Genomic DNA, 23,261 nt, shown 5'->3' on the forward strand with positions numbered 1-23,261 from the left:
CGGTCGTGTCGATATATGATTGCCGAGGACGACAAAGAGTCGTAGTCGGAAGGGTGCGCGTGTTCTACTGGTTTCTCAAGCGAGTCCTCGCCGGACCCATCCTGCGGGTCCTCTTCCGCCCGTGGGTGCGGGGCCTGGACAATCTGCCGCCCGAGGGCCCGGCGATCATCGCAGGAAATCACAATCACTTCATGGACTCGATCTTCGTTCCGCTGCTCGCGCCGCGTCCCGTCGTCTATCTGGCGAAGAAGGACTACTTCACCGGTCGCGGAATCAAGGGTGCGGTGACTCGGTGGTTCTTCAAACTGAACAATCAGCTGCCCATGGATCGCGGCGGCGGATCGGGATCTCAGGCTTCGCTCGAATCGGGTCTGAAGGTTCTCCGTGAGGGAAACTCGCTGGGCATCTATCCCGAAGGCACTCGCTCGCCCGACGGGAAGCTCTATCGCGGACGCACCGGCATTGCGCGTCTCGCCCTCGAGTCCGGCGCGCCCGTGGTACCAGTGGCGATCATCGGCACGGACAAGCTGCAGCCAGCTGGTCGCCTCGTTCCCAAGCTCCGGCGTGTCGGAGTCGTCTTCGGCACCCCGATGGACTTCTCGAAGTATTCAGGTCTTCCCGTCGATCGTTTCATGCTGCGGTCGGTCACCGACGAGATCATGTACGAGATCATGCGCCTGTCCGGACAGGAATACGTCGACACCTATGCGTCGACGGTCAAAACCAAACTGCTGACGAGCGCCAAGCCGAAGAAGACGGATCCTCCGAACCGGGATGAACCGAAATCAGACGGCGAAAGCCCGTCGAACTAGGCCCTTCGGTCCCGGCTCCTTCCGCTCCGAGTCGCCTGAATGACATCCATGTGACATGTTCGAATACTGCGGTAACGGCGACACGCGGAAATTGTTACCTCGAGATGTTTGTCCTGGCGGGGACGGCAGAATAACTTGGAGTTGTTGAATCCCACTGTAGGTTCGCTGGGAAGAGGGCTAGAATGACTATGTTCTCGGTCCTTCCAAGCGACCTTCGCTTCCCCCAGGGACTTTAAGGAGGAGTCGGTGTGAACCGCTCAAGTCATGAAAGCGTCGACATGACGCCGATGCCGTCAGCAGCCCAAGGGCTGCTGTTCGATGATGATCTGCCCGTACTCGATGAAGAGGCCGGCTACCGCGGTCCCACCGTCTGCAAGGTCGTCGGCATCAGCTACCGTCGCCTCGATTACTGGGCGCGCACCGATCTGGTGACCCCGTCGATCCGCAATGCGACCGGATCCGGCAGCCAGCGGCTCTACAGCTTCCGTGACATCCTCGTCCTCAAGATCGTCAAGCGACTTCTCGACACCGGCGTCGGACTGCAGTCGATCCGCACAGCGGTTGAGCACCTGCGTTCCCGCGGCGTCGACGATCTCTCTCAGATCACCCTCATGTCCGATGGCGCCAGCGTCTTCGAATGCACCTCGCCTGATGAGGTCGTCGACCTCCTCCAGGGCGGACAGGGCGTCTTCGGCATCGCCGTCGGCCGCGTCTGGAACGAAGTCGAAGGTTCGCTGTCCGAGTTCCCGAGCGAACGAGTCCCCGAAGACGATGCGGCCCTCGAAGCCATGGATGAGCTCGCCGCCCGTCGCGCACGCAAATCCGGCTGACGGCCGACACAGAGTACTCACACCACCACCGAGGCGGTCCGCTCAGCTCGAGCGGACCGCCTCGGTCGTCGTATGGAACGGAAAAGGTGCGGTGCAGAGTGCCCCCGAATGCGTCCGCGGCGCCTGGGAACAGAGAACTGCCGTCGCGAACCTGAGTTCGCGACGGCAGTCGACGAGTTGGTGGGGGAGCGGCAGCTAGTCGTTCACTTCTTCTCGGGTTGTTGAGCGCCGTTCTTCGCCGGGGCGGCACCGCGCCGACCGCGGATGTTCTCCGAGCGCAGTGCTCGTTCGAGAAGAGCGTCGAACGAGCCGGCGACTTCTTCGGCGGGTTTGCCCGGCCAGGAGTGGATCGGACGCGCCGATCCCTGAGCCTGCTGCATGACGGCCCGTTCGGCCAAAGGCGGATTGAGGACGAGAGGACCGAACATCTCACGCATCTCCTGGATGCGATAGTCATGTTCGGTCGAACCGGCACGCACCCGATTGACGACCAGGCCGAGTGGCTGCAGATCGGAGGCACCACGCTGCCGTAGCTCGTCCGTCGCCCGCAGGGCACGGTCGGCAGCCGCAACAGAGAACAGGCTGGGCTCGGTGACGACCGCGACTCGGTTGCTCGCTGTCCACGCCGTACGGGTGAGACCGTTGAGGCTGGGCGGACAGTCGATGAGGACGAGTCGGTAGCCTTTCGCGATGCGAGTCAGGGCATCTTCCAGCCGGCGCAGATAGCGCTCGGACAGCGAAGGCCGATCGAATTCCGCGGCACGCGGAGATCCTGAGATCACATCGAGGTGGCCGAGCCTGTCACCGACCCACCCGGAGGGGATGATCGCCTCGGACAGGATCTTCTGGGACTTCGGAGCAGCGAGCACATCGGCGATGTCGACACGCGTCGAGGTCGGCACATCGAGGCCGGTCGACGAGTCCGCCTGCGGGTCCATGTCGACGACCAGGGTGGGAATCCCCCTGTTGTAGGCCGCCGAGGCCAGACCGAGCGTCACGGATGTCTTACCGACTCCGCCTTTGAGGCTGCTGATACTTAGGACAAGCACCCTCCTACGTTAACGTATCGGCGGCTGCCGAGCCGTGCCGACCACGCCGAGACTCACGTCTCAGTCCAAAGTCGACCCCCGGGCGCAGGGGTGTTCCAGGTCACTTGTAGAGTATGTTCCCGACAGCTTGTCGACCAGTCGCCCAGTGCGGCCGATACAGAAGTGAGAGACACCTATGTTCTCTAAAGTCCTCGTGGCCAACCGCGGAGAGATCGCCGTCCGTGCGTTCCGTGCCGCCTATGAGCTCGGAGCCTCCACCGTCGCAGTCTTCCCGTATGAGGACCGCAACTCCGAACATCGCATGAAGGCCGACGAAGCCTACATGATCGGTGAGGAGGGTCATCCCGTCCGCGCCTACCTCAGCGTCGAAGAGATGCTGCGGGTGGCGAAGGAGAGCGGCGCCGACGCCATCTACCCCGGATACGGCTTCCTCTCTGAGAACCCCGATCTGGCACGAGCCTGTGCCGAAGCGGGCATCACTTTCATCGGCCCCAAGGCCGATGTGCTCGAACTGGCAGGAAACAAGGTCCAGGCGCTGGCGGCAGCACGCAATGCGGGCATCCCGGTCCTCGACTCGACACGTCCGTCGGCCGATATCGCGCAGCTGCTCGCCGATGCCGAATCGATGGAATACCCCCTCTTCGTCAAGGCCGTCGCCGGCGGCGGTGGTCGCGGAATGCGTCGCGTGGCTCAGGCCTCCGACCTCGAAGACGCTCTCAAGGCCGCGATGCGCGAAGCCGAAGGCGCCTTCGGCGATCCCACGGTCTTCATCGAGCAGGCGGTGCAGCGCCCCCGTCACATCGAGGTCCAGGTGCTGGCCGACAACGACTCGAACGCCATCCACCTCTTCGAACGCGACTGCTCCGTGCAGCGCCGCCACCAGAAGGTCGTGGAGATCGCTCCGGCCCCGAACCTCGATCCCGAGATCGCGGCCGCCCTGCACGCAGATGCCCTGAAGTTCGCAAAGGCGCTGGGCTACCAGAACGCCGGCACCGTGGAATTCCTCCTCGAAACCGACGGGCCGCGCGCCGGCAAGCACGTGTTCATCGAAATGAACCCGCGTGTCCAGGTCGAACACACAGTGACTGAAGAGATCACCGACGTCGACATCGTGGCCTCGCAGATGCGCATCGCCGCCGGGGCCACCCTCGAAGAGATCGGCCTGCGCCAGGACGAGATGCGGATCAAGGGCGCCGCACTCCAGTGCCGCATCACCACCGAGGATCCCGCGAACTCGTTCCGCCCCGACACCGGCACGATCACCGCCTACCGCTCTGCCGGTGGTGCAGGTGTGCGCCTCGACGGCGGAACCGTCCACGCCGGTGCTGCCGTCAGCCCCCACTTCGACTCGATGCTCGTGAAGCTCTCGTGCCGCGGCCGCGACTTCGCTCAGGCCGTCGGCCGGGCCAAACGCGCCCTGGCTGAGTTCCGCATCCGCGGCGTATCGTCGAACATCGGCTTCCTGCAGGCCGTCCTCGATGATCCCGCATTCGTCGCCGGAGACTTGTCCACGTCCTTCATCGAAGAACGCCCGCAGCTCTTCGACGCTCGAGTGAGCGCCGACCGCGGCTCGAAGCTGCTCGACTACCTCGCCGATGTCACGGTCAACCGCCCCCACGGCGAACCGGGCCTGCGCATCCGTCCGGGCGACAAGCTCCCGAGCATCGACCTCTCCGCAGCACCCGCTGCGGGCAGCCGCGACCGTCTCGCCGAGCTCGGACCGGAGGGCTTCGCCCGCGCCCTGCGTGAGCAGAGCTCCCTGGCCGTCACGGATACGACATTCCGCGACGCCCACCAGTCCCTGCTGGCCACCCGTGTGCGCACACGAGACCTGCTGGCCGTGGCCGGGCACGTCTCCCGCATGACACCCGAGCTGCTGAGCATTGAGGCCTGGGGCGGTGCGACCTATGATGTGGCGCTGCGCTTCCTCGGCGAGGATCCATGGGAACGTCTCGAAGCCCTGTGCACCGCGGTGCCCAACATCAACCTGCAGATGCTTCTGCGCGGACGCAACACCGTCGGCTACACCCCGTACCCGACCGAGGTTACCGACGCATTCGTCGATGAGGCGGCCCGCACGGGCATCGACATCTTTCGCATCTTCGACGCTCTCAACGACGTCGAGCAGATGCGTCCGGCGATCGAGGCCGTGCGCGGAACGAACACGGCACTGGCCGAGGTGGCCCTGTGCTACACCTCGGACATCCTCGATCCAAAGGAAGAGCTCTACACGCTCGACTACTACCTGCGCTTGGCCGAACAGATCGTTGGCGCCGGAGCTCATGTGCTCGCCATCAAGGACATGGCCGGCCTGCTGCGCCCTGCCGCCACGGTCAAGCTCGTGACTGCTCTGCGGGAGAACTTCGACCTGCCCGTCCACGTCCACACCCACGACACCGCGGGCGGACAGCTGGCCACCCTCTATGCAGCTGCCGCCGCCGGTGCCGATGCCGTCGATGCCGCCTCGGCGGCCATGGCCGGAACCACCAGCCAGCCGAGTCTCTCCGCGCTCGTCGCCGCATTCGAGAACACCGAGCGCGACACCGGCATCAGCCTCGACGCCGTCAGCGACCTCGAACCCTACTGGGAATCGGTGCGCAAACTCTACGCACCCTTCGAGTCCGGGCTCGCCGGACCGACCGGCCGCGTCTACCGTCACGAGATCCCCGGCGGACAGCTGTCGAACCTGCGCCAGCAGGCCGTCGCACTGGGCCTGGGGGAGCGGTTCGAGGACATCGAGCACATGTATGCGGCCGCCGATTCGATTCTCGGCCACCTCGTCAAGGTCACCCCGTCCTCGAAGGTCGTCGGCGATCTGGCGCTCCACCTCGTCGGCGCCGGAGTTGCGCCGGAGGAGTTTGCGGAGAACCCCGACAAGTTCGACATTCCCGATTCGGTGATCGGCTTCCTTAACGGTGACCTCGGTGACCCTCCGGGCGGATGGCCCGAGCCGTTCCGCACGAAGGCCCTCGCCGGCCGTTCCGCCAAGCCGCTCACCGAGCATCTCGAACCGGCGGATGCCGAAGCACTGCAGACGCCGGGCCGGGACCGGAAGGACAAGCTCAACGAGCTGCTGTTCCCCGGGCCGACGAAGGAATTCCAGTCGATGCGCTCGAACTACGGCGACCTCTCCGTCGTCGAGACCTCCGAGTACCTCTACGGCCTCACCAGTGGGGAAGAGCATGCCGTCGAGCTGGCGAAGGGCAAGAACCTGCTCATCGGCGTCCAGGCCATCGGCGGCACTGACGAGCGCGGGATGCGTTCGGTCATGTTCACCCTCAATGGACAGCTGCGTCCGCTGCAGGTGCGTGACCGGTCCGTCGAAAGCGAAGTCAAGACTGCGGAGAAGGCCGATCCGAACAACAGCGGACACGTCGGCAGCCCGTTCGCCGGTGTTGTGACCATGCAGGTCCACGAGGGCGACAAGGTCTCCGTCGGCGACACCGTGGCCACCATCGAGGCGATGAAGATGGAAGCGACGATCACCACGCAGACGGCCGGAACCGTCTCCCGAGTGGCCATCGCCGATGTCCAGCAGCTAGAAGGCGGAGACCTCGTCGTGGTGATCGATGCCTGAACGTGAGATCCGACTGTGGGGAGACCCCGTGCTCCGCAGCAAGTGCGAACCGGTGATGGTCTTCGATGATCACGTCGAAGCTCTGGCAGCCGACCTCGTCGACACCGCACGGCCCGAGGGCCGTGCGGCCGTCGCCGCTCCGCAGATCGGGGTCGGACTGCGAGCCTTCGGCTACGACCTCGACGGTCGCACGGGATATGTCATCAACCCGGAGATCGTCGAGCTCGGCGGGCAGCTGCGAGATATCGAAGAAGGCTGCCTCTCCGTCCCCGGGCTGTTCTTCCCCACCCCACGCTACGAATTCGCTCGGGTACGCGGGGTGGATGCGAAGAATCAGCCGATCGAGATCGAAGGCACGGAAGTCTTCGCCCAGATGCTCCAACACGAGGTGGGGCACCTCGACGGGCAGGTCTACATCCAGACTCTGCCCGGGGAACGCCGGCGGGAGGCCATGAAAGCCATCCGCTCGGCCGATTGGTTCCTCGCCCGAATGCCCTGAGCCGAGTCATTCGCACCCGACCGACCATATTTACCAAGAAGGAGAAGTTTATGAGCATCCAGCGCACCGCCGTCATCGGCAGCGGACTCATGGGAGCCGGAATCGCCGAAGTGCTGGCGAAGTCCGGTCTCGACGTCATCGTCCGTGAGATCAACGAGGAGGCCTCGGCCGCCGGTCGTGCCCGCATCGAGAAATCCCTGGCTCGCGCAGTGGACAAGGGCAAAATCGATGCCGCTGCCCGTGACGAGGCGCTCGGCCGACTGCGGTTCACCACCGATATCAGCGATCTCGCCGATCGTCAGCTCGTCATCGAGGCGGCCAGTGAGAACGAGGACATCAAGAAGTCGATCTTCGCCGAGCTCGACCAGGTCGTCACCGACCCGGAAGCGATCCTGGCCTCGAACACCTCGTCGATGCCGATCATCCGATTCGCGCAGGCGACCTCGCGCCCCGAACGCGTGCTGGGTGTGCATTTCTTCAACCCCGCACCGGTCCAGCCGCTCGTCGAGATCGTGTCCTCGGTGCTCACCACCGAGGATGTCCGCAGCACCGTGACGTCCTTCGTCGCCGATGTGCTCGGGAAGAATCCGATCCAGGCCGATGACCGCCCCGGTTTCATCGTCAACGCCCTGCTCATCCCGTACCTGCTCAGTGCGGTCCGGATGCTCGAGGCCGGACACGCGACGAAGGAGGACATCGACGCGGGAATGGTCGGCGGCTGCGCCCATCCGATGGGACCGATCAAGCTGGCCGACCTCGTCGGTCTCGACACCTGCCTCTATGCAGCAGAGAGCATGTATGAGGAGACCGGTGACCCGGCGAACAAGCCTCCGATCCTGCTGTCGCGCATGGTCGATGCCGGCCTGCTCGGTGTGAAGTCCGGACGCGGATTCTACGAATACTGATCCGACGCTCCGGTACAGACAGGTCCGCCCCGAACCCTTCGGTTCGGGGCGGACCTGTCTCAGTCTGCAGGCAGCGTTCGGGTGTCAGCCGGCGAGCAGCTTCTCATAGCTGGCCAGGCGCACACACGCCACGAGGCCCTGAGCGGCGAGTTCGACCTCATCGAGGGTCGGCATCGTCGGCGCGATGCGGATGATGTTGTTGTGAGGGTCGAGACCGTACGGGTGTGTGGCACCGGCAGGAGTCAGCTTCACTCCGGCTTCCCCTGCGAGTTTGACGACCCGGTCGGCGATGCCCTCCATCGTTGTCAGAGTGATGAAGTACCCGCCGTCCGGTGAGGTCCACTGCGCCAGCTCTTCCGCTCCGAGTCCGTCCTCGAGCGCCTTGAGCACCGCATCGAACTTCGGTGCGACGATCTCGGCATGCTTGCGCATATGTGCTTCGACCCCGGCCGAGTCGGAGAAGAACCGGACATGGCGCAGCTGGTTGATCTTGTCGGGACCGATCGCGACCTTCCCGAGGTTCGCTCGCATCCAATCGACCGTGGCAGGGCCTCCGGCGAAGAACGACACCCCGGCCCCGGCATGAGTGATCTTCGAAGTCGAGGCGAAGACCCATGCACGTTCGGGATGACCCGCCTCTGCGCAGAGCGAGAGGATGTCGAGATTGTCCGGATGGTCCTCTCGCAGATGGTGTACCCCGTAGGCGTTGTCCCACAGCAGAGTGAAGTCGGGCGCCGCTGTCTGCATGGCAGCCAATTCCCGTGCCCGTGCTTCGGTGACCGTGATCCCCGTCGGGTTGGAATACATCGGCACCAGCCACATGCCCTTGACCGCCGGATCTTCGGCCAGACGCTGCGCCTCGGAGATGATCGGGCCCTCGTCATCCATCGGGATGGTCAGGAGCTCGAACCCGAGGGATTCGGCCAGGGTGAAATGGCGGTCGTAGCCGGGCACGGGGCACAGCAGCTTATGCGGACCCTGCCCCCACGGGCGATCGTCGACGGCCGTGCCGTGCATGAGGGCGAAGGTCAGCGCCTGGGTCATGAATGTCAGCGAGGCATTGCCGCCGGCCAGCAGCTGGTCGGCGGGAACCTTGAGCAGCGGGGAAAAGATCTCCCGCAGTTCGATGAGTCCGTCGAGTCCGCCGTAGTTGCGGGTGTCGACGCCACCGGGAGTGCGGAAATCGTCACCGCTGACCGCAGTGAGCAGATCGGCAGCGAGGTCGAGCTGCTCCGGGGCCGGCTTGCCCCGTGTGATATCGAGCGCGAGACCGCGCGAGGCGAATTCCTCGTACGCGGCGGAGGCTTCGTCCAGTTTGGACGAGAGGTCGGACGGTGCGGGCATGCTGGCTCCTTAGGGCTGGGAACGGGCCGTTGACTCCATCCTATCGACTCGGCGAATGTCGACGACGCTAGAGTGGTCTGCAGCGGTCGCCCGGACGACCGCAGGCAATTCGATGAAAGGCAGACTCAGATGGTGCGACCACGTGCGCAGGCCGCCCACGGACGCAGTTTCGGCACCCAGGCCGGAGTCTATGACGAGGTGCGGCCCGGATATCCCGACTCAGCTCTCGACCTCGCGCTGACCGGTTGGGAGCCGCAATGGTCCGGTCTGCGCGTATGCGACCTCGGTGCTGGAACGGGGATCCTCAGCCGCCGGCTGCTCACACGCGGTGCCGATCTCATCGCCGTCGATCCCGACACAGCCGCGCTCGAACGCAATCCTGCCCCCACGAAGATCGGCACCGCTGAGGACACCGGCCTGGAAGCAGAGAGCCTCGATCTCGTCACTGTCGCGCAGGCCTGGCATTGGTTCGACGAAGCGAAAGCAGCCGCCGAAGTGGCGCGCGTCCTTCGCCCGGGAGGCCGGCTGCTCATCCTCATCAATCAACTCGATGTCCGGGTCGACTGGGTGCTGCGCCTGAGCCGGATCATGCACGCGGGCGACGTCTATCGACCGCAGTACCGACCCCAGCCCGGCAACGGTCTGGCTCTCACCGACCACAGGCTCGTCGAATTCACCACGGAGCTCACTGTCAATGGAATCGTCGACCTCGCGAGCACACGGTCGTATTGGCTGCGCTCGAACGAGAGGACACGAGCCCGAGTCGACGCGAACCTGCGCGAGTACTTCAGTGTCGAGCATCCGGTGTCCGGCACGGTGGATCTGCCGTATATGTGCCTGGCGTATCTCCTCGAACGGGGCTGAACAGACGAAGCGGGCCGCACCCTCATCGGGTGCGGCCCGCTGTCGGCAATCGGGAAACGCCTCGGCGTCCGAACCTCGGCCGCTGTGATTCCGGTGGAATCCGGCGCCGGTGTCAGCTGTCGAGGCCGCGGGAGCGGGGTTCGTCGGTCGAGGACGATTCGACCACCTCGGTGGAGGTCTGCCCGGCTGCATGCGAAACGGAGATCTTCCGGGGGCGCGCCTCCTCGGCGACGGGAATCGTCAGCGTGAGGACACCGTCGCTGTAGTCGGCGCGGATGCGATCCAGCGCCACCCGGTTGCCGAGCGTGAGCTGGCGGGCATAGGTGCCGTTGGTGCGTTCCCTGGTCAGCCACTTCACGTCCTTGTCGGCGACCTCGGACTCGCGGCGAGCGCGAACCGTGAGCGTGCGGTCTTCGACGTCGACATCGATGCTGCTCGGATCGACTCCGGGCATATCGATGCGCGCGATGAAGACTTCTCCGTCACGGTAGAGGTCCATCGGCAGGGTGGTGGCGTTCGGGGTGCGGGTCACCTCGGAGAAGAACCGGTCGAGGTCACGGATGGGGTCGAAACGTGTAGCCATGTGCTTCCTTTCGTTCGGGTCCTACATTGAGTCAAACACACTCAACTTTGAAATGATTCCAAACTCATGAAATTCTCAGTCTGTGAGCCTGGTTCCCATACTCCTCGCCCTTCTTCCGGTCACGGCGCTCATCGCCTTCGGTCTCGTGCTGAAGAGACTGCCGGGATTTCGGAGTCCGGAATTCTGGTCGGGCGCGGAGAAGCTCGCGTACTACTGTCTCCTTCCGGTGCTCCTCTTCACCTCCGTCGCCGAGGTGGATGTGGCCCATGTCCCGCTCGCGCGCTTGGCAGCGGCTCTCGTCATCCCCACCGTGATCGTGTCCCTGGGCATCGTCCTCGCCCGCCGGGTCATCGCCCGCGATCTTCCGGCCTTCACCTCCGTGCTCCAAGGCGGGATCCGCTTCAACACCTATATCGGCCTGTCGTTGGCGGGCAGCCTGTTCGGTTCCGAAGGCAGCGCCGTGGCCGCGATCGTCGCGGCGATCCTCGTCCCCACGGTGAATGTCATCTCGAGCCTCGGCTTCGAGTTCCTGCGCACCGGACCGAGCTCGCTGCTCGCGCTGTTCAAGGCGATCGTGACGAATCCTCTCGTACTCGGCTGCGTCGCGGGAGCCGCGGCCAATGTCAGCGGTCTGGGTCTGCCGGACGTGGCGGCCACGGTCCTCGAACCCTTGGCGGCCGCCTCGCTGCCCATCGGGCTCCTCTGCGTCGGTGCCGGTCTGCAGGCGTTCTCGATGCGTGCCCATGCCCGGGCGATCATCGTCTCGACGATCGTCAAGCTGATCGTGCTGCCGGGGCTGTCCCTCGTCGCACTGTCTCTCTTGGCAGTCCCGACGGTGCCGGCGCTGGTCGGACTGCTCTTCCAGTCGATCGCCACGGCGAGCTCGGGCTATGTCATGGCCCGGCAACTCGGGGGAGATGCGAAGCTCATGGCCGCACTCATCGCCGGTCAGACCGTCGTCATGCTCGTGTCCCTGCCGGTCGTGCTGCTCATCGGCAAGTCGGTCCTCGGCTGAGGACGGACTGGCATCCCCGCAACCTCGGTCCTGCATACGTCAGCGGCCGATCCCGTGCTGGGATCGGCCGCTTGAGTACTCGATTCGAGTTCACACTCGACTCATAGAGCTCGCTCGGAGCGCTGAGCCGGAGCGGTCATGCAGTTCTCACTCGCTGTCGGCGGTGATATCAGGGTGGCGTGAGCCGAGTTCGGAATCGATGCGCAGGACGCCGGCACCGTCGTTGCCGACGCGCTCAAGGCGACCGATGATCTCGGAGATGCTCGACTCCTCCTCGACCTGCTCGTCGATGAACCAGTGGAGCAGCGGCAGGACGTCGAGGTCGGCCTCGTCCTGAGCGGTGCGGTAGATGTTGCGGATGGACTCCGAGACCTTCTCCTCATGGGCCAGTGCAGCCTTGAAGAAGTCGATCGGCTGCGAACCGGAGACCTTCGGAGCAGCGATGTCGCCGATCTGAGGGGCGAATCCGCGGTCGAGGCAGTGCTGGGTGAACTTGGCGGCGTGAACCTGCTCTTCTTCGGACTGGGCGCGCATCCAGCGCGTCATTCCGGGCAGATCGAGATCATCGAGCTGGATGGAGAGCTGGAGGTAGACCAACGAGGCTTCGAGTTCGAGGGTGACCTGCTCGTTGAGGACCTTCTGCATGGCGGGGCTCAGGTGCATCTTTTACTCCTTTGCGGTTCGAGGCGGATCCGTTCCGCCTGCTTAGAGAATATCCTGACACCTTTTCTAGAACCGTTCCAGTGTGGAAAGGCTCGGCAAACTCTGCCCAGGTATGCCATACCTGCCTCGACCGACGCCGCGTCCTGCGAAGAATGCCGGTCAGAGGTCCGGCCGTCTGAGGTGATGACCGGTGGCGGATTCGAAGGCATGAGCGACTCGCAGCAGCTCGACGTCCGCCCCCGGCTTCGCCACGATCTGCACACCCACCGGCAGACCGGAAGCCGAGAAGCCGGCGGGTACCGAGATGGCTGGGCAGCCCGTCGCCGAGATGAGACACAGTGCCCGCATCCAATCGAGATAGTTCTCCAGCTGTACCCCGTTGATCTGCCTGGGATACTCGATGTCCGCATCGAACGGCAGGACCTGGCACGTGGTGAGCACGAGGACGTCATGGCCGGCGAAATAGCTGTCGACTTCCGCGTGCAGGCGGGTGCGTGCTGATTCGGCCGAAGCCACCTCGGCACCGGTGAAGTCGAGGCCCATGCGGATGTTCCACCGGACCGATTCCTTGATTCTGTCCGGGTGCGCCTCATACAGACCGCCCCAGGAGCCCACGAAGTCGAGGGCGCGGCGGACGTTGAATACCTCGTCGGCGTCCGTGAGATCCGGGATCTCTTCGTCCACATGCGCGCCGAGGCTGCCGAACACCGGCGCGGCGGACGCGACGATCTCCTTCACCTCGGATTCGACCGGAAGCAGTCCGTCCAGGTCGGGGTTGAAGCCGACCCGCAGTCCGGCGAGGTCGGGGGAGCGGTCGGCGTCGAGTGCGAACTCCGGGAGGTCGAAGACACTGCCCGATTCCAGGATCGATTCCGGCGCCGAAGGATGTGGCCCCGAAGCCACCGACATGAGCAGCGCCACGTCGGAGACCGTGCGTGCCATGAATCCGCTCTGGGACAGCCACGCAAAGGGGTTGCCCGGTCGAACGTGGGGGACACGGCCGTTGCTCGGTCGCAGACCGACCACGTTGTTGAACGATGCGGGCGACCGCAATGATCCGCCCATATCCGATCCGTCGCCTGACGCCTGGATCCCGGCCGCGAGCACCGCGCCCACGCCGCCGGAGGATCCCGATGCCGATTTCGTCCGGTCATAGGGGTTCACGGTTGTGCCGAACACCTCATTGAAGGTGTGGGAGCCGGCGGCGAACTCGGGCACGTTCGTCTTGCCTGTCGTCGTGATGCCGGCGGCTTTGAGCCGGGCGATGATGAGCGCATCCGATTCGGGCACGCGATCGGCCATGAGCGGTGAACCCCAGGTCGTGCGCATACCTGCCGTGTCGTGGGTGTCCTTATGCGTCATCGGCACTCCGTGCAGGGCACCGACGCTCTCACCGCGGGCGGTTGCTGCGTCTGCGGCATCAGCTCGGGCGAAGGCGGTTTCGTCGTCTCGTGTGACGACGGCGTTGAGAGCAGGGTTGACCTCATCGATGCGGTCGAGATGGGCCTGCAGAGCCTCCCGAGCAGAGACTTCTTTGGCGGCGATTCGGCCGGCCAGCTCACGGGTCGACCACCACAGCATCTCCTCGCTCATGCGCGGTCCTTTCCGACCTTGCTCAGCACCGCGGACAACGCGGCTCTGATGCCCGTCTCGAGAGTGGTCTCGACATCGTCGGGAGCGAAGAACGGGGAGTGATTCCCGGGCGGGGTCTGACCATCGGCGAACTTCTCGGGGGAGTAGCCGCCGAAGAACCAGTACACGTATGGGACGCCGATGTCATCGCCGAACGCTCCGACATCCTCGCTGCCGGTGGCGGGCTCGGACAGGTGGACCTGTTCGGTGCCGAGTTCGGCTCCGACATGGGTGAGGAACGACTCGGTCTCCTCGGGGTCGTTGTAGCACCGCGGGAACCGATACATCTCTTCGATCTCGGGTTCCGGAGCTCCGGAGGCAAGAGCCTCGGCTTCGATGATGCGGCGGACCCTGTCGAGGACGACCGCGCGGACCTCCTCGGTGAAGGTGCGGATATTGAGTTTGAATTCGGCGGAGTCGGGGATGATGTTCTCTTTGAGTCCGCCGTGGAAGGTGCCGACGGTGACGACCGACATGTCGCGGCCGGAGATCTCGCGTGACACGACCGACTGAAGGCGGGTGATCATATAGGCGCCGAGGACGATCGGGTCGATCGCGTTCTCCGGCTGGGATCCGTGTGCCTGCTTGCCCTTGACGGTCACGCGCAGGCAGTCGGACATCGCCATGGCGGTGCCGCTGCTGACGTAGAGGTGACCGGCGGCACCGGGCCACACGTGCTGACCGAAGATGACCTCGGGGCGCACGATCTCATCCCAGAGCCCGTCATCGAGCATGGCGCGCGCACCTTGGCCGGTCTCCTCACCGGGTTGGAAGAGCATGACGACTGTTCCCGACCACAGGTCCCTGTGTGCGACGAGGTGCTTGGCGAGGTAGAGGCCGACTGTGATGTGAGTGTCGTGGCCGCAGCCGTGCATGACCTTCGTCGTCTCGCCGTCGGGAAGAGTGCCGTCCGCCGTGGAGGCATAGTCGAGTCCGGTGTCCTCGCTGATCGGCAGTCCGTCGATGTCGGCACGGTAGCCGATGACCGGACCGTCGCCGTTCTCGATCACGGCGACGACTCCGGTTCCGCCGAAGGTGTGTGTCTTCAGTCCGAGGGCCTGGAGCCGGGAGGCGATCTCCGCGGCGGTGTTTGTCTCCTGCATGGACAGCTCGGGAGTGCGGTGGAAGTGCTTGTAGTCGGCGATCGTCTGGTCAAGATCGGCACTGATCGACGCGTGGAGGGCGGAGTTGAGTGACATGATGTCCTTTCAGCAGAGGTCTGGTGCCATCTTGGCAGGAATTGTCGGATGCGGGGGTCGGTCTCGGCAGACGAGCACCGAACGTTGTCAGCCCTCAGTTGATGCCGACGGTGTCGGTGCCGTCGCTGTCGGGTTTTTTGTCCGTGACCGCCTTGTTGCGGGTGAACCATGTGATGAGGATGGTCAGGAACACGACGATGGCGACGTCGCCGGGCGCGAGCACGGGAACCAGTCTGACGAGGACGAGGATGACCAGCGCCGCCATGCCGAGGGCGATGAGCGTCGATTTCAGCTGCTTGAGAGAAGCGATGAGCTGGACGGTGACACCGCCGAGGATCGCCGGGAGGATGTAGAGCTTCGCGACGAGGGTCACCGGCTCGGGAATGAGGGAGACGAGCCAGGTGCCGAGGATGCCGACGAAGATGACCATCGAGGCGACGTGGATGATCGCGGCTCCGCAGATGGCCATCGTCGCCGCGTATTCGCCCTTGCGGGTGCCGGGCTTCGCCCCGATCGTGTCCTGGGCGACGATCGCCGAGGGCAGCAGCTTGTTCGCGACATTGCCGATCATGAAGGCCTGGTACATCCCGGCGGGTCCGAGGATCGGGAAATAGGTGAGAGGTTCGACGATGTAGAAGACTCCGTAGACGGCGAACACGGCGAGGAATCCCTTGAGGATCTCTCCGAGATCGATGTTCGCGTCGGCGACGAACAGAAGATAGAACGGCACCGAGGTGGCGATGAGGAATCCGATGAACAGCGTGATCGAGCCCCACCGGCTGGTGGTGCGCTCGAATGCCGCGTGCGAGGGTGATGTGATGATCGATGACATGGTCTCTCCTCAGGCTTCGGGCATGCCGAGACCGGCATAGTGGGCGAAGTAGGCGGCGACGAGGCCGATGAGCAGGGAGATTCCCAATCCCCATTCCTTCAGCCAGTTCTGTTTGAGCGTCTTGGCGAGCAGCAGGCAGATGCTCATCACCACTGCCGAGACGATGACGGCGATGACATGGGTCGGTGACTTCGGCAGCTCACGGAAGGTCAGCGCCGCGAAGGCCGCGAGCAGTGCCGCACCCGGGATGATCGACATGAGTGCGGGATTGACCTTCTCGAGCTTGTGAGAGCTGCGTTTGAAGATCGGGGTGAGGATGAGGGTGGAGATCATCCAGCCGGCGCCCGAGAGGCTCATCGCCATGAGGGCGACGATGAACACGCCGCGAGTGAAGGTCTCATCACCGAGGTTGGCACCCATGGTGCCTGCCGCCAGGGACGCAGATGCGACCTCGGTGGCGGCGGACCCGATGAGTCCGACGCGGACGATGACCGGGGGAGTGCCGAACAGAGGCAGCAGAGCGATGGCGACGAGGACCACCGACAGCGATGGCCCGATGGCGGCGACACCGCCGGCGCGGAAGGCCGAACGGACTTCCTGTTGGCTCATACCCGCGGACTCGGCGTTCTTCTTCACCGCGGTCATGTAAATGAGCGATTGAACGACGACGACACCCATCACCGCCATCGCGAGTATCCAGAGAATCGGTGCGTTTGCGAGGCCGATGTAGTCGGCCGAACCGCTGGCCACGGTCATGGTCAGCTCCTCACTTCATTGTCGAGTTGCAGGGGCGCAGGACGGCGATCCACATTGGTATACCATCACGCAGCGCGCAGGAACAACCTATACTGACCGAACGGTCAGGACCATGGTTTGACCAGAAGTTCTCAACACTCGAGATTCATCGGAGCGATTTCTGATGCCCTTCCCGCCTTGCGGAACGACACCACCCGAGATCGTCGGTACGGTCCCAGGCATCCGGACTTAGGCTGAGGGCATGGATGAAGTCACGACCACTCAGCTCGATCAGGCAGAAGCATGTTGGGTCACAGCCCTCCGTCGAGTCCGCACCTCCGATCTGAACCGGACGAGCGGGGCGGCGGAATGGTCGAATGCGGAGCTCATCAATCACCTGATCGGCGGGGGAGTCCGCTACACGAAGCTGCTGCAGCAGGCGAACACGGAGGAAGTCGAAGCCACCAGGGGAGCCGATCACCTCGGAGAGGACATGCTCGAATCCTTCTGGACTCACGAGAGGTCGTTCAGAGCGCTGGTGTACGAATGCGACCTCCACGCGCCCGTCGCTCACCGGATCGGCAGCATCCCGGGAGCGCAGCTGGTGCAGATGCGCATCCTCGAGCTCACACTCCATGCCGCTGATCTCGCACGCGGCACCGGACATGACTGGCCGATCGATGAGAGCCTCGCCGAGTTCATCTCAACCGAGCTCGGCGATCTCATCATCGACTTAGGGCCTGAGGGCGGGTACAGGCCGCCACGCCCGATCGGCGGGGGAGTCACGCACGCTCAGCGCGTGCTGCTGCTGTCGGGTCGGTGACGGGTTTCGAACGGTGACGGGCTGGAACTGCGGTGCTTCACCGCTTCTTCGGTGAGATGTACATGGTGATGCGTGCGGTGACGAAGGCGATGCCGTTCGCGTCGAGGACATCCACAGGGACGATCAGGTCGAACTTCTCGTCGCCGAATTCGGGGATCTCTTCAAGCCGGGTGACGGCCGTGATCGGCCCTTTGCCGGCCTTGGCGTTGTATTCCACGGTCATTCCCGCCGGGATCCAGCGGTGAGTGGGCGGCACGGTCGCTTCTGTCATGACGCCGGCGGCGACTTCGGCCATATTGCACGACGCGATCGCGTGATAGGTGCCGATATGGTTGTGCATTCCGCGGCGGTTGGGTGCGGTGACGCGGCACAGCCCGGGTCGCAGCTCTTTGATCTGCGGGCGCACAGTACGGAAGTAGGGTGCTTTGAAGCAGATGCCCTGAGAGAACAACCATGAACCGACGAGGCCGCCCAGAGGCATCTCCTGCATCTTCTTCCAGAGCTTGAAGGTGGGTGCAGATTCGGCGGTCTGCACGGCTGTGGTGTCTGCGGTCATGGAGGCGCCCTTTACTGTGATCTGAGTTACTGTTCAGTAAATCCTAGCAGGGGCCTTGTGAGAGCGAGTGGTTCCGGAAGGGAGCGGTGCCGACTTCAGCTCCAGTTCTCATATCTGTGGACCGCGCAGTTCGGATCGTCAACTGCCAACTCGAACCAACGTGTCATCATCAGAGCCGCACGAGCGTTGGCAGCCATCAAGGAGGCCGCATCGCCGACAGCGCTCCTCAACAGATCTAGCTCGGAGGACTGTGGACGTGTCGCGAGAACCTCAAGAATGGCCGACCGGTCACTCCGAGCAACGTACCCAAGTTCAAAGAGCAGCCAGTGGAAGAGGCTCATCAATCCTGAATTGCGATCGAAACCCCGATGGCGAGAAAGATGCTCCGACTCTTCGTCGGCGAGGCTGAAATCGTCTAGTACAGACAGGCCGAAATCGGTGAATAGCAGCTGGGCGTCGCGGACGAGAATGTTTTCCGGATGCACATCGAAGTGATGAAGCCCGAACTCATTCATCCTCTGAGTTGCCATGGCAATTTGCCGGATTGCAGAAATAAAAGCCTGACTACCAGCCCCGGACTTCAGGTTTGTGCGAAGCCAATCGCCAAGTGTGTCCGGAACATACTCTTGAAGAATCGCAATGCTTTTGTTTGCACTCCGTAGATCTTCGATCCGTTCTCGGATTGTCGGCCAGGCGGGCCCCCAGCGTGCCTGGGCGGACTCCGACTCAAACTCAGACAGGTCGATTTCGGCCGGAGAGTCAAGAATTGCCCACCCATAGAGCAGAGGGAAGAATTTCGCCGAACCTCGCCTAACCCATTCATCGGTGCGCAAATGTACGCCAAGCTCTCTTCCGGCACTGCAGCTGGGGCTTCCAACTCCATAATGCGAACAGAAGGGGAGTGCGCGAGAGCTTGCAGTCGAGAGCGGCCCCGCAACCTCCGACGTCGTCAGAGGGATTTGTTTGACGAATACCGCATGGCCGAAAATCCTGGCAATGCTCGTGGTGCCGCCGATGCCGACGCCGAGAGTTTCGGCATCAGTCAGTGTATCGCGGATCGCGCACTCATCTAGCTCCGAGATTTGGGCCGTCATATTGTCCGCAAACTCGACCCGCTCAGTCACTATTTCCCCATTCGACGAGCGTGTGGTCACGAGTGTGCTTGAGGAGTTCACGCAGCACCGATTCGTCGACGTCATTCAAGCGCGTGAGATACAGGCACGACGTGCCGCTGCGGTACTTGACGAGCCTGGAGGCAAGGTCGGGCCAACGGTCCTCATAGTCGCTCGTGAGATAGATCGTGTGCTGACGCGAGGCAGGGGAGTACGCGAGAACCGGCATCCTGCCGCCATGTCCGGATTCGTACCGATACTCAACCTCACCGAATCCGATGATGCGTGAGGCCCAGACAACGGGCTCTTCGCCGGAGATCTCTAGGAGAATCTCGAGCAGGCGATCGGCCTCGGCGCGCCTGGGACCGCCTGCTCGGTCGAGCACGTCATCGACGGGTTCGCCGGTCGGTCGCATTGCTGGTTGCCTGGTCGCCATTTCGCCTCCTGGTGTCGGCCTGACGGATCACAGGCTCAGATCGCCGGATTCAACTGTAACTGCGCGTCTCGGGGGCCGGGTCAATATCTGTACTTAACATAATGTATATTATCGGCGTTCTACATGGTGAGGTGAAGAAGGGACTTTCACAACTTCCGGATGACACTCGTCGCTGTCGCGGTCGCCACGGTATTGCCATCGTCATCGACGAGCTCGCCCGCAAGGAAAGCAATGTCTCTGCCGCGGCGGACGACACGACCATGGCCGGTGAGTCTTCCGGGGCGCGCAGGTCGGAGAAACTGGATGTGCAGATCGGCTGTCGGTGCGAACTGTGCGGGTTCCAAAGTTGCAACGAGCGCCGGACCAAGCGTGTCGTCCAACATGGCTGCAAGGAATCCTCCCTGGACCGTACCCGCAGGATTCAGAAATGATTCACCAGCCGTGAACGCAACCGTGATGGTCGAACTCTGAGGATCGACCTCAACCAGCTCCCAACCCAGAGTCTTCGCTGCAGCAGGCGGCTCCGCCTCACCGCGGACAACGTCCCAGAACGGTCCCTCGCGTCTCATCGTCATGGATTCACCTTGACACCCGGGCCGCAAAAGCACAATGTCCTCTACGATTCGCGTCTGCCGCCGAGGCGTGACATATCTTTTTGTGTCTGTGACGGCCGCACCGACGACGATGGCCGCGAACGACACAGCTGTCGTTCGCGGCCATCGATCCGAACAGTCGAGCGCAAGGCTCGATGGATCGGATGAGCTCTTCAGCGGATGGGATCAGCTGCCGACGGTGACGTTGCCGCCGAGGCCGACCTTGCCGCTGTCGTCAGAGCCACCGTCGTCCTTCTTGCCTCCATCGTCCTTCTTGCCGCCTCCGTCATCGGCAGCGCCATTGGACTTCGTCAGTCCGGCTTTCTCACCGCAGGTCGGCCATGCGCCCGGCCCCTGCTCCTTGAGGACCTTCTGAGCAATCCGGATCTGTTCCTTCTTGCTGTGCTCATCCGCAGTGCCCGAACCGCCGAAGCCGTTCCAGGTCTGCTTGGAGAACTGCAGTCCGCCGTAGTATCCGTTGCCGGTGTTGATGTGCCAGTCTCCGCCGGATTCACATTCGGCAACCTTGTCCCAGACGCCCTTCTCAGATGCCTGGGCCGGCTGCCCTGCGCTCATTCCGGTCAGCCCGGCCGCTGCGACTGCGCCGGCACCGACGAGCAGGGCGACCTTGCGGAGGCTTGTGCTGTAGAGGTTCACTGTGTCTTCTCCAAAGTACGACTGCATTTCGGTTCTGTAACCCGGTCGTTACCGAGCCGTTATACACCGTAACGAATCAATTGCCGCATTTGAACCCGAGACCGTGAATTCAGCATCCGAATCGCCTCCGCGGAACCTGAGTGAGGCCTGAAGAGCAGCGGCTCCCCCAGTCAGGAATTCACGTACTGTGCCAGATGCTCCGCGGTCAGCGATCCATTCGCCTTCGCCCCTGCGACCAGCTCAGTCGGGCTGCCTTCGAAGACGACCGACCCTCCGTCATGTCCGGCGCCGGGACCCAGGTCGATGATGTGATCGGCGTGAGCCATCACGGCCTGATGGTGTTCGATGACGATGACGGTCCGCCCGGAATCGACGAGCCCGTCGAGGAGCTGCAGCAGATTCTCGACATCGGCCAAGTGCAGACCGGTCGTCGGTTCGTCGAGGATGATCACCTGCGCGGCATCAGCGGCCTTCGCCGACAGATGGACCGCCAACTTCAATCTCTGCCGCTCTCCCCCGGACAGAGTCGTCAGCGGCTGACCGAGGCTGACATAGCCGAGTCCCACCTCGGCGAGGATCTTCAGAATCTTCACGACCGCGGGGATACGCGACTCCCCCGCACCGAAATGCTCGATCGCCGCGTCAACGGGCAGGTCGAGGACTTCACGGATATTCAGTCCGCCCAAGGCGAACTCGAGCACCTCGGCTTGGAAACCCTTGCCCTCGCACTCGTCGCAGGGTGCGGACACGCCGCCCATGAGCGCCATATCCGAATAGATGATTCCGGCCCCGTTGCACACGGGACAGGCACCTTCGGAGTTCGCGCTGAAGAGAGCGGGCTTGACCCCATTGGCCCTCGCGAATGCCTTCCGAATGGGCTCGAGCATCCCTGTATACGTGGCTGGGTTGCTGCGCCGGGATCCCTTGATCGGCGCCTGATCGATCATCACGACCCCATCACGTCCACGCAGGGATCCCTCGATGAGGCTGCTCTTACCGGACCCTGCGACGCCGGTGACGACGGTGAGCACGCCGAGGGGCACGTCGACATCGACATCTCGCAGATTGTGCGACCCGGCGTCGCGGATCTCGAGAGCTCCCGCCGGCTCCCGCACCTTTTCCTTGAGCGACGCCGTGTATCCGAGGTGGCGACCGGTGAGTGTATCGGATGCCCGGAGACCGTCGACGGTGCCGGTGAAGGTGACCTCTCCCCCGTTGCTGCCGGCTCCGGGTCCGAGATCGACGATGTGATCGGCGATGAGGATCGTCTCGGGTTTGTGTTCGACGACGAGCACCGTGTTGCCTTTGTCCCGCAGCGCCAGCAGGAGTTCGTTCATCGATCGGATGTCGTGTGGGTGCAGGCCGATCGTCGGTTCGTCGAAGACGTAGGTGACGTCCGTGAGCGAGGACCCGAGGTGGCGGACCAGTTTTATCCGCTGCGCCTCTCCCCCGGACAGCGATCCGGCTGATCTGTCCAAGGACAGATAACCGAGGCCGATGTCGTTGAAGGCGCGCACATCCGCACGCAGGGAATCGAGCAGCGCCGAGGCGGCTCCCGGCTCGATCTGGTCCAACCAACCCGTGATGTCCGAGATCTGCAGAGCGCAGACATCAGCAATCGACTTGCCGGCGATCAGCGAGGACCGGGCGGCTCCGTTGAGCCGTGTCCCTGCGCATTCGGGGCAGGTGGTGAAGACGACGGCACGGTCGACGAATTCGCGGATGTGCTTCTGCATCGAATCCCGGTCCTTGGACAGGAACGACCGTTGGATCCGCGGGATCAGCCCGTCGAAGGTGATGTTGGTGCCATTGATCCTGACCTTCTCGCCTTCGGCATAGAGCAGATAGTGCCGCTCCTTCTCATCGAAATCGGCGACCGGTTTGTCCGGATCGAAGTACCCGGATTCGGAGAACATGCGCACCGACCAGCCGCCGGGTTTGTACCCGGGAACGGTGATGGCCCCGTCATTGAGAGATTTCGACTCATCGACCACCTCGGCGATGGAGATGTCCGTGGCTGTGCCCATGCCCTCGCAGTGCGGGCACATGCCGCCGTTGACGGAGAACGACTTCCGTTCGACCTGTTTGCCCTCGCCCTTGTCGATGGTCACCGCGCCCTTGCCGCTAAGGGTGGCGACGTTGAAGGAATACGCGTTCGTCGATCCGAGATTCGGTTCTGCCAGACGCGCGAAGAGGGTGCGCAGCTTCGCATTGATGTCGGAGACCGTGCCCACCGTGGAGCGCGGGTTCGCCCCGATCCGCTCCTGGTCGACGAGGATGGCCGTCGTCAGTCCCTCGAGGACGTCGACTTCGGGTCGGGCCATCGCCGGCATGAAGCCTTGGACGAATGCGGAGTAGGTCTCGTTGATCATCCGCTGCGACTCGGCGGCGATGGTGTGGAAGACGAGTGAGCTCTTGCCGGAGCCGGAGACCCCGGTGAAGACCGTGAGACGGCGCTTGGGGATCTCGACGCTGACGTTCTTGAGGTTGTTCTCCCTGGCTCCGCTGACGCGGATGAGGTCATGGCTGTCCGCAGTGTGCACTG

At 63.6% G+C, this 23,261-nt stretch carries 22 protein-coding genes; 8 read left to right on the forward strand and 14 right to left on the reverse strand.

The window, feature by feature from the left end; all coding sequences use genetic code 11:
* Positions 1 to 59 precede the first annotated feature (59 nt).
* The gene (locus tag AC3CD9_RS05625) at positions 60 to 812 is read left to right on the forward strand and encodes a lysophospholipid acyltransferase family protein (protein ID WP_488366712.1); all 753 of its coding nucleotides are present in this window, start codon (positions 60 to 62) and stop codon (positions 810 to 812) included.
* A gap of 248 nt (positions 813 to 1,060) precedes the next feature.
* Positions 1,061 to 1,642 carry a MerR family transcriptional regulator gene (locus AC3CD9_RS05630; protein ID WP_101544153.1) on the forward strand — a complete coding sequence of 194 codons (582 nt, stop codon included), beginning with the start codon at positions 1,061 to 1,063 and terminating at the stop codon, positions 1,640 to 1,642.
* A 203-nt stretch (positions 1,643 to 1,845) separates the two neighbouring features.
* Here the strand turns inward: AC3CD9_RS05630 and AC3CD9_RS05635 are convergent, their stop codons facing one another.
* Positions 1,846 to 2,691, reverse strand: coding sequence for a ParA family protein (locus AC3CD9_RS05635; RefSeq protein WP_488366714.1), 846 nt, complete (start codon positions 2,689 to 2,691; stop codon positions 1,846 to 1,848).
* Positions 2,692 to 2,866: 175 nt separating this feature from the next.
* Between AC3CD9_RS05635 and AC3CD9_RS05640 the strand changes: the two genes are divergently transcribed.
* Genes AC3CD9_RS05640 through AC3CD9_RS05650 form a run of 3 tightly spaced genes read left to right on the forward strand, consistent with a single transcriptional unit; the run spans position 2,867 to position 7,672 of the window.
* Positions 2,867 to 6,268 (forward strand): pyruvate carboxylase, encoded by a 3,402-nt coding sequence (locus tag AC3CD9_RS05640; protein ID WP_488366715.1) that lies wholly within the window; start codon positions 2,867 to 2,869, stop codon positions 6,266 to 6,268.
* Entirely contained in the window at positions 6,261 to 6,767 is a 507-nt protein-coding gene (locus AC3CD9_RS05645) for a peptide deformylase (protein WP_458310263.1), read from the forward strand. The genes AC3CD9_RS05640 and AC3CD9_RS05645 overlap by 8 nt, the downstream gene beginning before the upstream one ends.
* Positions 6,768 to 6,817: 50 nt before the next feature.
* Entirely contained in the window at positions 6,818 to 7,672 is an 855-nt protein-coding gene (locus AC3CD9_RS05650; protein ID WP_488366716.1) for a 3-hydroxybutyryl-CoA dehydrogenase, read from the forward strand.
* 84 nt (positions 7,673 to 7,756) lie between these two features.
* On the opposite strand, the gene AC3CD9_RS05655 is transcribed toward AC3CD9_RS05650, so the two are convergent.
* A complete protein-coding gene (locus AC3CD9_RS05655; protein WP_488366717.1) occupies positions 7,757 to 9,016 on the reverse strand; it encodes an aspartate aminotransferase type Ic in 1,260 nt (419 codons plus the stop codon).
* A 129-nt stretch (positions 9,017 to 9,145) separates the two neighbouring features.
* Here AC3CD9_RS05655 and AC3CD9_RS05660 point away from each other — a divergent pair, with 129 nt between their 5' ends.
* Complete coding sequence (locus AC3CD9_RS05660) at positions 9,146 to 9,880, forward strand: class I SAM-dependent methyltransferase (protein ID WP_488366718.1); 735 nt, start codon at positions 9,146 to 9,148, stop codon at positions 9,878 to 9,880.
* Positions 9,881 to 9,992: 112 nt separating this feature from the next.
* Here AC3CD9_RS05660 and AC3CD9_RS05665 read toward each other — a convergent pair whose 3' ends face one another.
* Positions 9,993 to 10,463: an Hsp20/alpha crystallin family protein gene (locus AC3CD9_RS05665; RefSeq protein WP_488366719.1), complete on the reverse strand. Its 471-nt coding sequence runs from the start codon at positions 10,461 to 10,463 to the stop codon at positions 9,993 to 9,995.
* An 82-nt stretch (positions 10,464 to 10,545) separates the two neighbouring features.
* Here AC3CD9_RS05665 and AC3CD9_RS05670 point away from each other — a divergent pair, with 82 nt between their 5' ends.
* Positions 10,546 to 11,478, forward strand: a complete 933-nt coding sequence (locus tag AC3CD9_RS05670; RefSeq protein WP_488366720.1) for an AEC family transporter — start codon at positions 10,546 to 10,548, stop codon at positions 11,476 to 11,478.
* Positions 11,479 to 11,625: 147 nt separating this feature from the next.
* On the opposite strand, the gene AC3CD9_RS05675 is transcribed toward AC3CD9_RS05670, so the two are convergent.
* The 5 genes from AC3CD9_RS05675 to AC3CD9_RS05695 all read right to left on the reverse strand — a co-directional run bounded on the left by AC3CD9_RS05675 (position 11,626) and on the right by AC3CD9_RS05695 (position 16,560).
* Positions 11,626 to 12,141, reverse strand: coding sequence for a ferritin (locus AC3CD9_RS05675; RefSeq protein ID WP_139467206.1), 516 nt, complete (start codon positions 12,139 to 12,141; stop codon positions 11,626 to 11,628).
* A 159-nt stretch (positions 12,142 to 12,300) separates the two neighbouring features.
* Entirely contained in the window at positions 12,301 to 13,734 is a 1,434-nt protein-coding gene (locus tag AC3CD9_RS05680) for an amidase (protein ID WP_488366721.1), read from the reverse strand.
* Positions 13,731 to 14,972 (reverse strand): amidohydrolase, encoded by a 1,242-nt coding sequence (locus AC3CD9_RS05685; RefSeq protein ID WP_488366722.1) that lies wholly within the window; start codon positions 14,970 to 14,972, stop codon positions 13,731 to 13,733. The genes AC3CD9_RS05680 and AC3CD9_RS05685 overlap by 4 nt, the downstream gene beginning before the upstream one ends.
* Before the next feature lie 94 nt (positions 14,973 to 15,066).
* Positions 15,067 to 15,804, reverse strand: coding sequence for a hypothetical protein (locus tag AC3CD9_RS05690; RefSeq protein WP_488366723.1), 738 nt, complete (start codon positions 15,802 to 15,804; stop codon positions 15,067 to 15,069).
* 9 nt (positions 15,805 to 15,813) lie between these two features.
* On the reverse strand, positions 15,814 to 16,560 hold the full coding sequence (locus tag AC3CD9_RS05695; protein ID WP_139467210.1) for a DUF5058 family protein: 747 nt from the start codon (positions 16,558 to 16,560) through the stop codon (positions 15,814 to 15,816).
* 241 nt (positions 16,561 to 16,801) lie between these two features.
* Between AC3CD9_RS05695 and AC3CD9_RS05700 the strand changes: the two genes are divergently transcribed.
* A complete protein-coding gene (locus AC3CD9_RS05700; protein ID WP_488366725.1) occupies positions 16,802 to 17,362 on the forward strand; it encodes a maleylpyruvate isomerase N-terminal domain-containing protein in 561 nt (186 codons plus the stop codon).
* A gap of 37 nt (positions 17,363 to 17,399) precedes the next feature.
* Here the strand turns inward: AC3CD9_RS05700 and AC3CD9_RS05705 are convergent, their stop codons facing one another.
* The 6 genes from AC3CD9_RS05705 to AC3CD9_RS05730 form a co-directional block, all read right to left on the reverse strand.
* Positions 17,400 to 17,918, reverse strand: coding sequence for a hotdog fold domain-containing protein (locus AC3CD9_RS05705; protein WP_488366726.1), 519 nt, complete (start codon positions 17,916 to 17,918; stop codon positions 17,400 to 17,402).
* Between the two features lie 95 nt (positions 17,919 to 18,013).
* Entirely contained in the window at positions 18,014 to 19,042 is a 1,029-nt protein-coding gene (locus tag AC3CD9_RS05710; protein WP_488366727.1) for a hypothetical protein, read from the reverse strand.
* Positions 19,035 to 19,466 carry a DUF1801 domain-containing protein gene (locus tag AC3CD9_RS05715; RefSeq protein ID WP_488366728.1) on the reverse strand — a complete coding sequence of 144 codons (432 nt, stop codon included), beginning with the start codon at positions 19,464 to 19,466 and terminating at the stop codon, positions 19,035 to 19,037. The genes AC3CD9_RS05710 and AC3CD9_RS05715 overlap by 8 nt, the downstream gene beginning before the upstream one ends.
* Before the next feature lie 146 nt (positions 19,467 to 19,612).
* A complete protein-coding gene (locus AC3CD9_RS05720) occupies positions 19,613 to 20,041 on the reverse strand; it encodes a PaaI family thioesterase (RefSeq protein WP_488366729.1) in 429 nt (142 codons plus the stop codon).
* Positions 20,042 to 20,245: 204 nt separating this feature from the next.
* Complete coding sequence (locus AC3CD9_RS05725) at positions 20,246 to 20,716, reverse strand: transglycosylase family protein (RefSeq protein WP_282433169.1); 471 nt, start codon at positions 20,714 to 20,716, stop codon at positions 20,246 to 20,248.
* Positions 20,717 to 20,886: 170 nt separating this feature from the next.
* Positions 20,887 to 23,259, reverse strand: a complete 2,373-nt coding sequence (locus tag AC3CD9_RS05730; RefSeq protein WP_488366731.1) for an ATP-binding cassette domain-containing protein — start codon at positions 23,257 to 23,259, stop codon at positions 20,887 to 20,889.
* Positions 23,260 to 23,261: the final 2 nt, after the last annotated feature.

The organism is Brevibacterium sp. MGP-B1 (assembly GCF_057766545.1).